This window comes from Furfurilactobacillus cerevisiae (assembly GCF_048961765.1).
Taxonomy (GTDB): Bacteria; Bacillota; Bacilli; order Lactobacillales; family Lactobacillaceae; genus Furfurilactobacillus; species Furfurilactobacillus milii_A.
Genome location: NZ_CP185253.1, coordinates 2,360,846 through 2,375,653, shown reverse-complemented (window position 1 = coordinate 2,375,653; position 14,808 = coordinate 2,360,846). Strand labels below are relative to the sequence as shown.

The following is a 14,808-nucleotide window of genomic DNA, read 5'->3' as shown; positions in this document are numbered from 1 at the left end:
GACGAACAATGAACGGCAACTTTACTAACTCAATTCTACTTGGCGCGCTCCAAAATTTCGATTAAATTGCCTTCAAAATCGTTAATATAAATGGCTTGAAGATCGCCATCCGGTGTCGGTCCAGCGATAATGGGTACCCAGTAATTTTGTAAGTGACTGATAACATCCTTGATCCGGTCATGAGCGTGAAGAATGAAATCTGGTTGGGCAACATCTTTGTGGGCTTCATGTTTAGGCACAATAATGAAAGTCAGTGGTTTACCAGCTACTGTGACTGTTTCAGTGCCATCAGGTAGGACATCGTCAGGCATGTCGAAGACCTCGTGATAAAAACGCCAAGCACGTTGTGGATCGCTAACGTTAATTTGATACTGACTGATGGTGCGCACATTCATGGCGGAAGCCTCCCAATAATTATCTTATGTCGATTGTAGCATATTGCGTCATTGTATCTCTCGTTTTGACAGTTTGCATCAAAGGGTGTTTTGCCAGTGCAATCCGACATTTTTGAGAGACAGATTAGCGAATCAAGGAGGGCATTAAACGCAAAAAAAAGGGAACTTCACTAAAGAAGTTCCCTAGGACCCGAAGTCCTGTCGCCTTAAGATCATTTCTGATCGACACCTGTGTGTCTGTAGTCTAAATGTACAATAAGTTGCCATGATTTTCAATTAAATAAAATCCATTAATCTGTCTTTAACTCTTTTCAGAATGGCATCGTGGAAAATAATATTTTCGGAAATGTTATACGTCGAGAATTTTTTAATTCTCAGCTTACTAATTGCTTGAATGTTTGCGACATCAACAAAAGTGTTTTTGTTATATTTGGCAATTTTCTTTTGTAAAATGGTTAACTGTGATAATTCGGCGTCAATTTGTTTGGCTTCCATGTTTATTTTGTCTGCCTGAGTGAAAATAGCCTCTGCGTGTTTAATGAATAGTTCAATCGAATTGATATCTTCATGGTTAGAAACGTTCTTCAATTGATTTATGAAATGATACAAACCGCTAGCTTGATAATTTTCTATTTCTAGATTTTTGTCAAATGATCGGATATCAAGATTGCGTGCTTTCAAAAAGGCTATTTCTGCGTTTGAAAAGTTGATATCTAATTCTGAAGGAACGCTCTTAATGCGTGTTGATAGGTGGATGAGTTTATCTCTCAAAAGAGAAATTTGTTTTTCCCGTATTGTCAATCTAAGTGCAACAGTTTCTAGTCCAATCCTATAAGTGGTACACAGCTTAGAGTTCCGGCATCAGTTCCGCCGCACTCCGGTAGCCCAAGATACGACGAGGCCGGCTGTTGAGTGCGTCCTGGAAGCTCTGAATATCAATGATGTCGTAATGGTGGAGTGAGCGACCTTTCGGAATAAACTCTCGTAGAAGGCCGTTCTGGTTCTCATTTGTTCCGCGCTCCCATGGTGAGTACGGATGAGCAAAGTAGACATCAGTTCCTTCTACTGAATCCAGTTGTGCGAACTCACTGCCGTTATCAAAGGTGATGGTGGTGAAGTATTCCGCACCGTAATCATCAATGATGGACTGAAGTCCCACCTTACAGGTACTTGCTTTGTAGTTAGCGAGCTTGATGATGATTTCGAAGCGACTCATCCGCTCTGTCAAAACCAGCAACGCAGGTTCGCTATCAACGCGCTTACCTTTCACTAAATCTCCTTCCCAATGGCCCCCTTGCCGACGGTCTTGAACTTCAATGGGTCTTTCATCAATCGAGGTACCAAGCTTCGTCTTATTGGTGCGGGTATGGGAATGGCTTCGTTTAATTCGCAAGCTGGGTTTGCGCGGTAAGTCGTGGGTCCGTAGTTCGAATCTACCGGCCTCAATATCCCGGTAAACCGTTGGTGTTGAAGGAACAACCTCGTCTGCGTGTTCCCGTTTGAAGGTGTGCACGAAGCTGTCCACACTGTGTACGCGTGGACGTTGCTTGATGGCAGCGGCACAGGCGGCGTAGAACTCGGGGTTCTTCTCAAGCATCGTCTTGGGGCGACACCACTCCCGCCGCTGAGCGTGCAGATAAGCTGCCGTATCAGCAAAGTAAATCAACGCTACCTTATGCCCGGGAATTCGCTGTAGAACGGAGCCACGAGTGATCTCACGCGAAATAGTACTACGAGAGCGGTTGAGTTCGCGGGCAATCCGTGCTTGGGAGAATCCCTGATTGAGCAGAGTTTCAATGCGAACGCGATCAAAATTTGATAGTTGTTGGTAAGCCTTAGAGATGGTACGCTTGATGTTGGTCATGATGTGCCTTTCTTATGTGCTTGGTTGCTTATAAGAATAGGTCATCATGGCCTTTTTGGTCTATTTAATTATGTGTTGCACTTAAATTGTAAACGCGGGGAAATTTGTTTTTGAAAATGAATCAAGATATTTGAAAAGAGAGCATCACCTAGTGGTAAATAATTTTGTTTTCTATGATCTTTAGAGCTGAGTGGTACCACAATTAGATTTCTGTTGTAGATAGAATCTTTTTTTGATAGGACTAGTGCAAAATGTCCCTGACTTATTTCACTGCCAATTCGGACTCCAAAGTCAACCATTACAACGATTCCTGCCCGGAAGCGACGATAATATTTTGGTAAATTATTTTCATCTTCCTTATTAAGCCAATACCCGTAAGAGTCCATCCAATAAGGTAAAGTGTCAATTTTCTTAGAAAGATGTTTTTCACTGTAGTAAACATGGTTAAATCTTTTTAGATGCTTTTCGCGGAGTTCGCGTTTCATTGTTGTATCTCCCTATCTTTTCTTTGAGGGAACGAAGCGGGTTTAAGGTGTGGGTTCGCATTGGTAAAAGCCCTCGCGAGTGTGTTATATTATTAAATACTGTATATATGAAGAAGACTGTGTCAAACGGTCGCTGGATGAAATTAAAAACGCGATTTAAAGGGCCGGGATGGACGTTTTGGACATGCCGGTTTTCTATCGGACACAGCACGACTAAGGGAAAAAGAGAGTAACGAAATGAGTTTGTTAGAAGTATCTGGTTTATCGATGAGCTTCGCCGATAAAAACTTATATGAAGATGCCAGCTTTCAATTAGAGAAGGGTGAACATCTCGGGATTGTCGGACAGAACGGTGCCGGTAAATCAACATTGATTAAAATTTTAACGGGCACGGTGTTGCCTGTTGAAGGTAGCATTAAGTGGCAAAAAAATATTCGTATTGGTTACTTGGATCAGTACGCTGACATTCCAGAAGGGATGACGCTGATTCAATTTTTGCACACGGCTTATGCTGACTTGTACGCTATGGACGAGCAAATGCAGAAGTACTACGCAGATTATGCTGAATCCATGGATGACAAGTTGCTGGAAAAGGCTGGGCGAATTCAGGATGAACTGGCGGCACGTAACTTTTACGAAGTTGAAACTGAAATTGAACGGGTCATCAGTGGTTTAGGGTTGAACGAAATCGGCAAGGACCACGTCGTTTCAGAAATGTCTGGTGGGCAACGGTCAAAGATTATTTTGGCTAAGTTGTTGCTGGAAAATCCTGATGTCATTCTGTTGGATGAACCGACTAACTACTTGGATGTTTCACACATTCAGTGGCTGGAAGATTATCTGAATGGCTTTGAAGGTGCCGCGATGGTCATTTCACATGACTATGACTTCTTGGAAGCTGTGACAAACGCCATCTGTGACGTTTCGTTTGGTCAGATCACGAAGTATCGTGGCAGTTTCAAGAAGGCCATGAAGCAGAAGGAAGAGAAGCGTGAGGCGCAAGAAAAGGCTTACGAGAAACAGCGTGTCGTGATCGAAAAGAACGAAAAGCTGATTTCTAAGTTCAAGGCTGGTTCACACTCTAACTTGGCCAAATCACGTGAGAAGATGCTAAAACATATGGATCGGATCGATCCACCGTCAGATGCATTGCAGGCACGATTTGACTTTCCATATTTGGATACGGGTTCGCAAAACGCATTGGTGGTTCGTAAAATCTCTGTTGGATATGAACATCCGTTGCTTGCACCCGTGACGTTTACGCTGGGTACCGGTCAGAAGATTGCGTTTGCCGGGTTCAATGGGGTCGGTAAATCGACTTTGATCAAGTCCATTCTTGGTCAGCTAAAGCCATTGTCTGGTGAAGCTGAGTTTTCGCCATCTGCCAAGGTTAACTACTTCAGCCAAGATTTGGTGTGGGACGATGACAGCAAGACGCCTTTGCAAATTATTCAGGATGAATTTCCGACCATGTTGCCGAAAACGATCCGGACTAAACTGGGTGCGGCTGGGATCAATGCTGCTAACGTCATGAAGCCGATGAACCTGCTTTCTGGTGGTGAACAAACGAAGGTCAAGCTGGCTGTCATGGAATTGACGCCATCAAACTTCCTAATCATGGACGAACCGACCAACCATTTGGATGATGAAACAAAGCATGCCTTGGCTGATGCCCTGAACAAGTTCCGGGGCAATTTGATTATGGTTAGTCATGAGGAAGGCTTTTACGACGACTGGATTGATGAAGTACTGAACGTTGAAAAGCTGAGTTTACGGAAGTCAGATAAGTAGATAGGAGACAGAAATGACAGACATAAATATAGTCGAGGGCCAAACATTGTCGTTGGACGATGTAGAACCGGATCACCATTATGTGAAGTGTCATTTCACAGTTTCCAATGCGCCGATTCGACTGATGGATGCGAGCTTTGACCACTGCACGTTCGATCAAACAAACTTTGATAACGGCGATTTTAGCCGCGTAACGTGGACGCACAGTCAGTTTTTAAATGCGACTTGGCGTGAGACGAGCTGGTTCGATTGCAACTTGAAGAGTTTACAGTTAGCCGGCAGTGATTTTAGCGAATCTGTGATGAAGAACACGACATTTGATGCCTGCAAACTAACATACGCAAACTTCAGCGAAATGCGCGTAGAAAATAGCAAATTTTTAAATTGCGACTTACTTGAAAGTGCATTTCAGGCCATCCGAGCTAAGAAAACCATTAAGTTCGATGGCTCGCGGCTAACTGGGGCCGACTTTGTCGAAACACGGTTGAAAGGTTTTGACTGGCATGAGGCGGAGTTTGACACGTTGAGTATGAGCGCCAACTTAGCTAGCGGACTGGTCGTGAGCCAGTATCAGGCCGCTCAGTTAATTGGGATGTTTGGGATTGAAGTTAAATAAAATGAAGTCGCTAATCACGTGTAAATTGTGGTTAGCGACTTTTTTGTCTGATTTTGAAAACTTTCGTTGCGGTTATACTGAAATGATGGTTTTCAAGCTTGGATAAATGACAGATATAAATGTGTAAGATAAAATATGGTTATCGAATCATAGCGTTAAAGTTATTGGTACAAACTAACATTGGCTATAGAACAAAGGGGATATTAAGATGAAAAAGACAATATCCATCGCTCCAACAATTATCGCTTTATTTGTAGTTGGAATTCTACCCTTTATCTCAAAAATGAACGAAGTGCTCAAAAGTACGATTACAGCTTATACGTTGTTCGGTTTAGCAGGCTACAGTTTTTTACTCATTTTTTTATATTGTATGCAGAACGCGTATCAAGCAAAAAATAAGCTAAATAGAAATGAAAAACTGTATGTTGGCTATTTTGTGATTTTGTTGATTGGATTAACTTTGTTTGGATTAACGGTAGATTGCAAATTTAATCCGAATTTTTGGACAAATTTGTCAGCATAACCTGATACGGTGTTTTCCAGTCAAGTATTTTAAGCGGTCTCTGGTTAATTTGGAGTAACGTCGTCGTTAAATCTTGAGCACTAATGTGCTCAAAACGAGTCCCCTTAGGATAAAAATAACGTAAATTCCGATTAAAGCGTTCATTACTACCACGTTCAGCTGGCGTATAAGCATGACAGTAATAGGTCTTAATACCATATTGTGATTCAAATGATACTAGCCCACTAAACTCAGTACCACGGTCCACAGTAAAACTGTGCACCGGTCCATTAAAAGTTGTTAGGAACTTAGTCAGTGCTTCATTAACACTCGCTGTCGTTCGGTCCTTTAACCGATATGCCCAAAGGAACCGTGATTTGCGATCGATTAAAGTTAATAAAACTGCCTTACTATGCCCACGAGGGCCAACGACGGTATCTAGTTCAAAATCACCGATGCGATTACGTTGATTAATCATCATGGGACGCTGTTCAATCGATCGCCCCAAAGATTGATTATATTTGGATCGTTGGTCAACGTTACGCCGTTGGCGTACGCCATGTTCAGGTAGATCATTCAAGGAGAAACCAATTCTCCCCTGATTTAGCCAATTATAAATAGATTTAGTCGCTAGTTTAAATTCGTGAGCAATCATTCCTGGTGACCAGCTTAGATGTAAATGGTTGAGAATTGTTTGCTTTAACTCATCGCTCAGCTTAGTTTTCCGACCACATCGTGATCGCTTGTATTCGGCATCTGTTTGTGCTAATTCAGCCTGATAAGGTTGACATCGAGATAATTCATAAGAAATTGTTGACGGTGATCGGTTCAGCCGAACGCCCATTTGGATATTGGACAGCCCTAGTTCACAAAAGGTTTCGATTTTAATTCGTTCGGAATAGGTTATACTAGACAAAAGATCAGCTCCTAAAAGATGGGTTTGTTGTAAACACCATTTTAAAGGAAGCTGATCTTTTTTGTCCGAACAGCGTTCGGATTAATTTTACAATCTACTAAATGTATAAAATCAATTAGCGACTAAATAGACTAGACCACTAAAATGATTCGACACATAATTGTAATAATGGTTAACAAACACTAACAAGGTGGGCTTTAAGCCGACCTTTTTTGTTTGCTAAAAAATTCTAAGCAATAAATGGGAAAAGCTGCGTTGACATTCATTGAATTCTCATTTATCATTTGACACATACTTTTCGAATAGATATTTTATTGCGGAAGGTCACAAATTGTTACCGGGGTAACAAAAAACAAAGGAGTTGGCGATATGAAGTTGCGAAGAGTATTAGCACTTGGCGCTGTCGCAGCCATTTCTGCCTTAACATTGGCAGCGTGTGGCAACAAAAGTGGTGCTTCTTCACACAAGGGTGTACTGAATCTTGCAACCAGTGCGGAAATGCCAGGTTTGGATACATCAAAGGTTACGGATAACTCATCTTTAACAGCCTTGTCAAACACACAGGAAGGGATTTACCGAATTGGTAAAGACTCTAAGATTCAAAATGCGTTGGCAACAAAGACGACTGAATCAAAAGATGGTTTACACTGGACCTTTAACTTGCGTAAGAACACAAAGTGGTCAAACGGTGATAAAGTCACTGCCAAAGATTTTGTTTATTCATGGCGGCGCACAAATGATCCAAAGACGGCATCACAATACGCATACTTATTTGATGGTGTGAAGAACGCAGATGCTATCCAAAACAAGAAGGCTGATGTAAAGTCTCTTGGTGTTAAAGCAGTCGGCGACTACAAATTGGAAGTTACACTTGAAAAGCCAATTCCTTACTTCAAGTTATTGCTTGGTTTCCCAATCTTCTTCCCACAAGATCAGAAGGTTGTTGACAAGTACGGTTCTAAGTACGGAATGTCAGCCAACAAGCAAGTTTATAACGGACCTTTCAAGGTTGAAGGCTGGACTGGTACTAACACCAAGTGGAAGTGGGTTAAGAACAACAGTTACTGGGATAAGAGTGCTGTTAAGACGAACACCATCAACTTCCAAGTGGTTAAGGAAGGTAACACTGCACTTAACTTATTCAACTCCGGTAAGATTGATCAAACGCAATTACAGGGTTCACAAGTTGCAAACTACAAAAACAACAAGAACTACGTTTATTATCAAGGTTCAACTTCCGCTTACATGGAATTGAACGAAGAGAAAGTGCCTGCATTTAAGAACCAAAAGATTCGTCAAGCATTGTCCTTAGCACTGGATCGTAAGCAATTGGTTAACAACGTTCTAGAAGATGGTTCAAAAGCCGCTACTGGTTTAATTCCAACGAAGTTGACCAAGAACCCAAAGACGGGTGCTGACTTTGCTAGTGATTCAAAGGTTGCTGATACAACTGATCATGACTTAGCTAAAGCTAAGCAATTGTTGAAGGAAGGGGAGAAGGAAGCCGGTATTTCAAGCTTGAACTTCACCTTACTTGCTGATGATACGTCAAACAGTAAACAAAACTCAGAGTTCTTGCAATCACAATTTGAAAAGTTACCTGGCGTTAAGGTCTCTCTTCAAAATGTGCCATTTAAGAACCGTCTGACGAAATCTTCTAATGGTGATTTTGATGCGGTTATCACACTTTGGGGCGCTGACTACAACGATCCGTACACATACTCATCCTTGTTCACGTCAGATAACTCACAAAATAATGGTAAATGGAAGAACTCAGAATATGACACTCTGATCAAGGATTCAGCTAACAAGGATGCTAATAACAAGCAACAACGTTATGAAGATCTGGTTAATGCTGAAAAGATTCTGACAAAGGATGTTGGGATTGTGCCATTGTACTGGGGCACTGCTTCTGGCTCGGGTCCAATGCTTCAAAAGAGCTATGTCAAGGGGATTATTTACAATTCAGCTGGTGTTAACTTCAACTACAAGAACGTTGAGGTTAAGTAATTAACTGATATTAACGGCTCGAATTTAGAGGGAAACGTGAGGAAAAACCATTTCATTCTGGTTTATCCCCACGTTTTGCTTTAAGATGAACATTAATGATTTTCAGCAAATTCTCATTATTCGATGGAAATCTCGCACTTATTACTTGTCTGGTTTAGATTGTGAGGAAGTAAGTTTATGGCAAAATACCTGCTCAAACGACTGTTTTACCTCATTCTAACGTTATTCCTGATTGCGACCATCACGTTCTTTATGATGAAGCTGTTGCCAGGGACACCGTTAAGTAACGAGTCAAAACTCTCGCATACACAGATTCAAATGATTTACCACACGTATGGGTTGGATAAGCCCGTGTGGCAGCAATACCTAATTTACCTGGCCGGCATGGTTCGTGGTAACTTCGGCTTGTCATTCCAGTTTGATAACCAACCGGTATCATACCTTTTGGCAACCCGGATGCCTGCATCATTCCAGCTTGGGATTCAAGCGATGATCGTTGGGGTGCTTTTAGGTATCATCGTTGGTGGAATTGCGGCAATTCGTCGGAACACTTGGGTCGACGGCACGATGACGGTTATTTCTATCTTAATGATCTCGATTCCAAGTTTCGTGCTTGCCATCTTGTTGCAGTACTACATTGGTTTGAAAGCTGGTGCCTTTCCAGTTGCCGGCTGGGGGAACTTCTCATATACGATTCTCCCGACCATCGCGCTGGCGGGCTCTCCGTTTGCCACGACGGCGCGGTTTATCCGAACCGAAATGGTTGACGTCATGAGCTCTGATTACATTGAATTAGCGAAAGCCAAGGGGCTAACCAGCACTGGCGTGGTTTATCACCATGCTTTGCGGAACTCCTTGATTCCACTGATTACATTGATTGGACCACTGACGGTTAACTTGATGACCGGCTCACTGGTTGTTGAAAACATCTTCGCCGTGCCTGGGATTGGGGAACAATTCGTTAAGTCGATTACGACTAATGACTACCCAACCATCATGGGGATTACGATGATGTACTCAGTATTACTAGTGGTTGTCTTATTGATTACCGATATCGTTTACGGAATCGTTGACCCACGGATCCGTCTGCAAGGAGGTCAAAGCTAATGGCTGAAAACGCGAATGTTTCAAACGATGCCTTCGAACCACTTGGTAAAGAAGAACATCTTGATAATGAAAAGATTGCTGCGCCTTCGCTGACCTTCACACAGGATGCATGGCGTCGATTAAAGAAAAATAAAATTGCGTTCATCTCAATGTGGATTTTATTGGCGATTCTGGTGCTTTCACTGGCTGGTCCGCTGATTTCACCACACCAGCCGAACAACGCACAACCTGCCTATACGAACTTGCCACCAAAAATTCCAGGCGTCCACATTCCTGGACTGGATGGAACAAAGGCTGTAGACGGTGGTCGTGTTGATGCTTACCAACAGCAACACGTTCCGTCAGGTAAGTACTGGATTTTAGGGACTGACTATTTAGGCCGTGACCTCTTATCACGGATTATTGCAGGTACCCGGGTGTCACTAGCCGTTGCCTTGATTGCAACGCTGCTAGATTTGACCGTCGGGGTCGGGTATGGCCTGATCTCGGGATGGCGTGGAGGCAGAACGGATATGATCATGCAACGGATCATTGAAATTTTGTCCTCCGTGCCTAACTTGGTTTACATGATTTTACTGTTAGTTGTGATGCGTGGTTCGCTTCTGTCTATTTCATTAGCGATTGCCATCTCCAGTTGGACGACGATGGCCCGTTTAATTCGTGCCGAGGCGCTGACGCTAAAGAGCCAAGAATATATCTTGGCCGCACGGACGTTGGGTGAAAGCTCATGGAAGATCGCGTGGAAACACTTGATTCCAAACATGAGCTCAGTGATCATCATTCAAACGATGTTTACGATTCCGAGTGCCATCTTCTTCGAGGCCTTCCTATCATATATCGGGATCGGGATTCAGCCACCAACTGCTTCACTGGGGACATTGATCTCAGATGGACAAAAGAACTTCCAGTTCTTGCCATTCCAGATGTGGTACCCAGCCGTTGTCTTAATGGTTATCATGATTTGTTTCAACCTGTTTGCCGATGGCTTGCGGGATGCCTTTGACCCACGTTCAAGAGAGTAGGTGACGTTAATCGTGGAAAATAATGACACAGAAAACTTAATTGAAGTCAAAAACCTGAAGATTAACTTTGATACCTATGCGGGCAAGGTTAAGGCGATTCGCGACGTTTCATTCCATTTGAAAAAGGGTGAAACGTTGGCCATCGTTGGTGAATCAGGTTCTGGTAAGTCTGTTACCACGCGTTCGTTAATGGGACTTAATGCTGACAACGCCGAAATTGCTGGCGGTCAGATTATGTTTCACGGCGAGGACGTGTTGAAGAAGTCCGAAAAAGAAATGCAACAGATTCGTGGTAAAGATATCGCGATGATCTTCCAGGACCCAATGACTTCGTTGGACCCAACGATGAAGATTGGCCGTCAGATTGCTGAACCGCTGATTATTCATAACCATGTTTCAAAAAAGCAGGCGATGGCCCAAGCTTTGGAAATGTTAAAGTTGGTCGGCATTACGGATGCTGAACACCGCATCAATGACTATCCGCACCAATTTTCAGGTGGGATGCGTCAACGGATCGTGATTGCGATTGCGTTGATTTGTTACCCAGAGGTGTTGATTGCCGATGAACCAACCACCGCGTTGGATGTGACCATTCAAGCTCAAATTCTGAAGTTAATGAAAGAATTACAAGAAAAAATCGAAACTTCAATTATCTTTATCACGCATGACCTTGGTGTGGTTGCCGGTATGGCTGACCGAATTGCCGTTATGTATGCTGGTAAGATTGTTGAATACGGAACTGTGGATGAAATCTTCTACAATCCACAACATCCATATACGTGGGGGTTATTGAACTCCATGCCAACCTTGGATACTCAAAGCGGTGAATTGTCTGCTATTCCAGGGACACCGCCAGACTTGTTGGATCCACCAAAGGGTGATGCGTTTGCGGCCCGTAACCCGTACGCATTGAAGATCGATGCTGAGCAGGAACCACCGTTCTTTAAGGTTTCAGACACTCACTATGCAGCGACGTGGTTATTAGATCCCCGTGCTGAAAAAGTGACACCACCTGAGGCAATTGCCAAACGGCAGGCGCAATGGGCCAAGATGCACACGGATGATGGCGAACTGGTTCGCCCAGCTACACCGTTGAACACGGCTGATAACTTAGACGACTCAGATCGCGAATAGAGAAAGGAGACGCACATGGATTACACAGATCGTAAAAAGATTCTGGAAGTTAAAAACTTGAAACAGTATTTCAATGTTGGCAAAAACGACGAAGTTCGCGCTGTCGACGACGTCTCCTTCGACATTTACGAAGGCGAGACGTTTGGCTTAGTTGGTGAGTCTGGTTCTGGTAAAACGACAACAGGGCGCGCAATCATTCATTTATACGAACCAACTGCTGGTGAAGTCTTATTCAACGGTAAGGATGTTGCAAAAATCAAAGGTCGTAAAGATCAGTTGGAATTTCGTAAAGAAATGCAGATGATCTTCCAGGATCCTTATGCTTCTCTAAATCCCCGGATGAAGGTTAAAGATATTGTTGCTGAAGGCATCGACATCCATCACTTAGCGAAAAATGATCAAGAACGAACAGACATGGTTGAAAATTTACTGGAAACAGTTGGGTTGAACAAAGACCATTCGAGCCGGTATCCGCATGAATTTTCAGGTGGTCAGCGTCAACGAATCGGGATTGCCCGTGCGTTAGCTGTTGATCCGAAGTTCATCATTGCCGATGAACCCATCTCAGCATTGGACGTGTCGATTCAGGCGCAAGTTGTTAACTTGATGAAGGAATTGCAAATCAAGAACAATTTAACGTACTTGTTCATTGCCCACGACTTATCAATGGTGAAGTATATTTCTGACCGGATTGGTGTTATGCACTATGGTCGGATGTTGGAAATTGGACCTGCTGACGAAGTTTATACAAAACCGTTGCATGACTATACAACGAGTTTGTTATCAGCGGTGCCAGTTCCTGATCCTGAAGTTGAGCGAGCACGGAAGCAGATTCCGTACGAGCCAACGATGGAAGGCGACGATAAACCACGGACAATGGTTGAAATCGCACCACACCACTTTGTTCGTGCAGCTGAAGATGAGGTTGCGATGTATCAAGAACGAGCCGAAAAGGCTGGTCTTGATGTGCTCTGAGACGTCAATCTAAAAAGTGTCATTACCTTGGTTTCACAGCCTAGGTAATGACACTTTTTTGTTTAGCAAACGTGGTCTGGTCGCAGGTGTTGACTTTTGCCTGCGGTTGTCAAAATTGAATACTGCCGTGGGACCGGTTCGTGCCTTCTGAAACCCGAAGTCTTTCACCTCGCCGTTAAGCCTCGTGAAAATCCGAGTCTGTACGCCCGTCCTGTGTAATAAATCCGGCACAAACCGCCAGATCAACGACACCTTCGCGGCTTACATTCAATTTTGACGTCCTCCGCTATGTTGGAACACTGGCGACACTTATTATGTTCAAACGGTTTTACCACGATTGTGCTATCGCAGCTGGGTGAAGACAGGGTCCAGTGAAGGTAAGACCGTGGTTCCCAGAGGACTGAAACGGTCACCACAGAACGTCGTCTTGATCTAGCGAAACGAAAGTAGCAGTTGAGTACAAAACAAAGCGTCCACTCTGCTAGCCATAACAGGTGGACGCTTCAACGGGGTATTTGATTCAGGAGTTGTACTGTTTGAGTACTATTAGGGGTGATAGACAACTTGTTGTTGTCTATGCTTAATAGAATAACGGTGGGACCTTAACGCTACCTCAAAATTTAGTAACAAATTTATTAATGACTAAATTAAAATGGATATGACGTTTTGAGGGTAAAATCTGTCTTTTCGTTGTAAGATTATAAAAGAGTGATGCCACTTTTTGGCAATGACACGATGGAGGTTACACGTGATGAAAATGAAACATATTCTAGCAACGGCAGGCTTAGTGGGTGCTGCAGCTGTAACTGTGCAGGCTAAGTATGTTGAAAAACGGAGCGTTAGTAGCAAGGTGTTGGAAAATCTCTTGCGATTACAGCCTAAACGAATGTTCAGTCCATACAAACATATGGAAAACCTCGTAACCTACGACTATTATTTGCACAAAAATGAACAGCCATGGTCGATGGACGCGCGATTGTCACGTCAATATGACGTTCAGGTTCCAACCAGTTACGATAATACCTATGAGTTACACGGCAAATATGGCGATCAACGGTACACGGTAATTTACCTGCATGGTGGTTGTTTCTGGAATCAGCCGCTGGGGATGCAGGTCCGTTTGGCACGCAAGCTGGCGGACACGATTTCTGCAACGGTGTTAATGCCGATTTATCCGCTAGCACCGGCGCATGATTTTAAAGACGTGTTGGACATGTTGGAAAAGGTTTACCGTCAAGTGCTTGAGACGACGGCGCCCGATAAAATCATTTTACTCGGGAATTCTGCTGGCGGTGGTCTCGCGCTAACGTTGGCCGAATATTTAAAGACGGTTGATTTGCCACAGCCGAAGGATATCATCGCCTTATCGCCGGTGCTAGATGTCGGGTTAACAAACGAAGAAATCGGTCACTATGAGGCAGCGGATCCAATCTTGGATCGCTATTCACTACAAGTGATGATGGGGCACTATTACGCCAGAAATACGGATACTACTGATTGGCGTGTTAGTCCTTTGTACGGTGACATCAGTAATCTTGGCCACATTGCATTATTCGTTGGGACTCGAGAAATTCTGTATCCAGATGCTGTTAAGTTCCGTGACAAGGCGAAGGCAGCTGGCATTCATTTGAATTTCTTTGAGTATCCCTATATGGTTCACGATTTCTTCGGGCTGCCAATTCCTGAAACTGAGCAGGCCTTTGACCAGATTATTCGCATAATCGAAAAGCCTGTTGAAGTTGGATAAACTGGTTTGGGTTCGCTTAGATTTTGTTCAAATAGATAGGTGTGATTCCGCTTGCGGTTGTCAACAGTGACACACTCGTCGTGGGACCGGTTCAAGCCGGAAGGTGCACCGTCTTTCACTTTGCCGCAAAGCCTCGTGGAAACATCGAGTCTCCGCGATCGGCCGTAACCTAAATTCGGATAAACCACCGAATTAACGTTACTTTCACGACTCGGTATCACTGTTGTCGCCCTCCAGCTAATAT

At 43.5% G+C, this 14,808-nt stretch carries 14 protein-coding genes; 9 read left to right on the top strand and 5 right to left on the bottom strand.

From position 1 onward, the window contains the following. Nucleotides 1-35: 35 nt before the first annotated feature. The 4 genes from ABUE36_RS11770 to ABUE36_RS11755 form a co-directional block, all read right to left on the bottom strand. Complete coding sequence (locus tag ABUE36_RS11770) at nucleotides 36-395, bottom strand: VOC family protein (protein ID WP_161001850.1); 360 nt, start codon at nucleotides 393-395, stop codon at nucleotides 36-38. 276 nt (nucleotides 396-671) lie between these two features. After that, nucleotides 672-1,166, bottom strand: coding sequence for a hypothetical protein (locus ABUE36_RS11765; protein ID WP_421016783.1), 495 nt, complete (start codon nucleotides 1,164-1,166; stop codon nucleotides 672-674). A gap of 76 nt (nucleotides 1,167-1,242) precedes the next feature. Next, complete coding sequence (locus tag ABUE36_RS11760; RefSeq protein ID WP_054644560.1) at nucleotides 1,243-2,259, bottom strand: IS30 family transposase; 1,017 nt, start codon at nucleotides 2,257-2,259, stop codon at nucleotides 1,243-1,245. Nucleotides 2,260-2,327: 68 nt separating this feature from the next. Then, nucleotides 2,328-2,744, bottom strand: a complete 417-nt coding sequence (locus ABUE36_RS11755; protein WP_421016782.1) for a type II toxin-antitoxin system PemK/MazF family toxin — start codon at nucleotides 2,742-2,744, stop codon at nucleotides 2,328-2,330. Between the two features lie 237 nt (nucleotides 2,745-2,981). On the opposite strand from ABUE36_RS11755, the gene ABUE36_RS11750 reads away from it, so the two are divergent. The 3 genes from ABUE36_RS11750 (at nucleotide 2,982) to ABUE36_RS11740 (ending at nucleotide 5,674) form a co-directional block, all read left to right on the top strand. Next, the gene (locus ABUE36_RS11750) at nucleotides 2,982-4,535 is read left to right on the top strand and encodes an ABC-F family ATP-binding cassette domain-containing protein (RefSeq protein WP_017260428.1); all 1,554 of its coding nucleotides are present in this window, start codon (nucleotides 2,982-2,984) and stop codon (nucleotides 4,533-4,535) included. Nucleotides 4,536-4,548: 13 nt separating this feature from the next. After that, nucleotides 4,549-5,151, top strand: a complete 603-nt coding sequence (locus ABUE36_RS11745; RefSeq protein WP_161001852.1) for a pentapeptide repeat-containing protein — start codon at nucleotides 4,549-4,551, stop codon at nucleotides 5,149-5,151. Nucleotides 5,152-5,359: 208 nt separating this feature from the next. Beyond that, a complete protein-coding gene (locus ABUE36_RS11740; RefSeq protein ID WP_421016781.1) occupies nucleotides 5,360-5,674 on the top strand; it encodes a LasU family protein in 315 nt (104 codons plus the stop codon). Here the strand turns inward: ABUE36_RS11740 and ABUE36_RS11735 are convergent. Beyond that, nucleotides 5,640-6,569, bottom strand: coding sequence for an IS30-like element ISLpl1 family transposase (locus ABUE36_RS11735; protein WP_096109805.1), 930 nt, complete (start codon nucleotides 6,567-6,569; stop codon nucleotides 5,640-5,642). The two genes, ABUE36_RS11740 and ABUE36_RS11735, sit on opposite strands and share 35 nt — an antisense overlap. 369 nt (nucleotides 6,570-6,938) lie before the next feature. Here ABUE36_RS11735 and ABUE36_RS11730 point away from each other — a divergent pair, with 369 nt between their 5' ends. The 6 genes from ABUE36_RS11730 (at nucleotide 6,939) to ABUE36_RS11705 (ending at nucleotide 14,564) form a co-directional block, all read left to right on the top strand. Next, the gene (locus tag ABUE36_RS11730; RefSeq protein WP_161001788.1) at nucleotides 6,939-8,579 is read left to right on the top strand and encodes a peptide ABC transporter substrate-binding protein; all 1,641 of its coding nucleotides are present in this window, start codon (nucleotides 6,939-6,941) and stop codon (nucleotides 8,577-8,579) included. 177 nt (nucleotides 8,580-8,756) lie between these two features. Then, the gene (opp3b, locus tag ABUE36_RS11725; protein ID WP_421016780.1) at nucleotides 8,757-9,686 is read left to right on the top strand and encodes an oligopeptide ABC transporter permease; all 930 of its coding nucleotides are present in this window, start codon (nucleotides 8,757-8,759) and stop codon (nucleotides 9,684-9,686) included. After that, nucleotides 9,686-10,708, top strand: a complete 1,023-nt coding sequence (locus ABUE36_RS11720; protein ID WP_017260957.1) for an ABC transporter permease — start codon at nucleotides 9,686-9,688, stop codon at nucleotides 10,706-10,708. The genes opp3b and ABUE36_RS11720 overlap by 1 nt, the downstream gene beginning before the upstream one ends. Before the next feature lie 12 nt (nucleotides 10,709-10,720). Beyond that, nucleotides 10,721-11,842 carry an ABC transporter ATP-binding protein gene (locus ABUE36_RS11715; RefSeq protein ID WP_042655269.1) on the top strand — a complete coding sequence of 374 codons (1,122 nt, stop codon included), beginning with the start codon at nucleotides 10,721-10,723 and terminating at the stop codon, nucleotides 11,840-11,842. A 15-nt stretch (nucleotides 11,843-11,857) separates the two neighbouring features. Next, on the top strand, nucleotides 11,858-12,817 hold the full coding sequence (locus tag ABUE36_RS11710) for an ABC transporter ATP-binding protein (RefSeq protein ID WP_161001786.1): 960 nt from the start codon (nucleotides 11,858-11,860) through the stop codon (nucleotides 12,815-12,817). A 751-nt stretch (nucleotides 12,818-13,568) separates the two neighbouring features. Further along, complete coding sequence (locus ABUE36_RS11705; RefSeq protein ID WP_161001785.1) at nucleotides 13,569-14,564, top strand: alpha/beta fold hydrolase; 996 nt, start codon at nucleotides 13,569-13,571, stop codon at nucleotides 14,562-14,564. The last annotated feature ends 244 nt before the right edge of the window (nucleotides 14,565-14,808 follow it).

Coding starts and splice junctions, on each gene's coding strand:
- ABUE36_RS11770 (WP_161001850.1), bottom strand. CDS start 395: ATGAATGTGCGCACCATCAGTCAGTATCAAATTAACGTTAGCGATCCA.
- ABUE36_RS11745 (WP_161001852.1), top strand. CDS start 4,549: ATGACAGACATAAATATAGTCGAGGGCCAAACATTGTCGTTGGACGAT.
- ABUE36_RS11705 (WP_161001785.1), top strand. CDS start 13,569: ATGAAAATGAAACATATTCTAGCAACGGCAGGCTTAGTGGGTGCTGCA.
- opp3b (WP_421016780.1), top strand. CDS start 8,757: ATGGCAAAATACCTGCTCAAACGACTGTTTTACCTCATTCTAACGTTA.
- ABUE36_RS11750 (WP_017260428.1), top strand. CDS start 2,982: ATGAGTTTGTTAGAAGTATCTGGTTTATCGATGAGCTTCGCCGATAAA.
- ABUE36_RS11720 (WP_017260957.1), top strand. CDS start 9,686: ATGGCTGAAAACGCGAATGTTTCAAACGATGCCTTCGAACCACTTGGT.
- ABUE36_RS11755 (WP_421016782.1), bottom strand. CDS start 2,744: ATGAAACGCGAACTCCGCGAAAAGCATCTAAAAAGATTTAACCATGTT.
- ABUE36_RS11730 (WP_161001788.1), top strand. CDS start 6,939: ATGAAGTTGCGAAGAGTATTAGCACTTGGCGCTGTCGCAGCCATTTCT.
- ABUE36_RS11740 (WP_421016781.1), top strand. CDS start 5,360: ATGAAAAAGACAATATCCATCGCTCCAACAATTATCGCTTTATTTGTA.
- ABUE36_RS11710 (WP_161001786.1), top strand. CDS start 11,858: ATGGATTACACAGATCGTAAAAAGATTCTGGAAGTTAAAAACTTGAAA.
- ABUE36_RS11760 (WP_054644560.1), bottom strand. CDS start 2,259: ATGACCAACATCAAGCGTACCATCTCTAAGGCTTACCAACAACTATCA.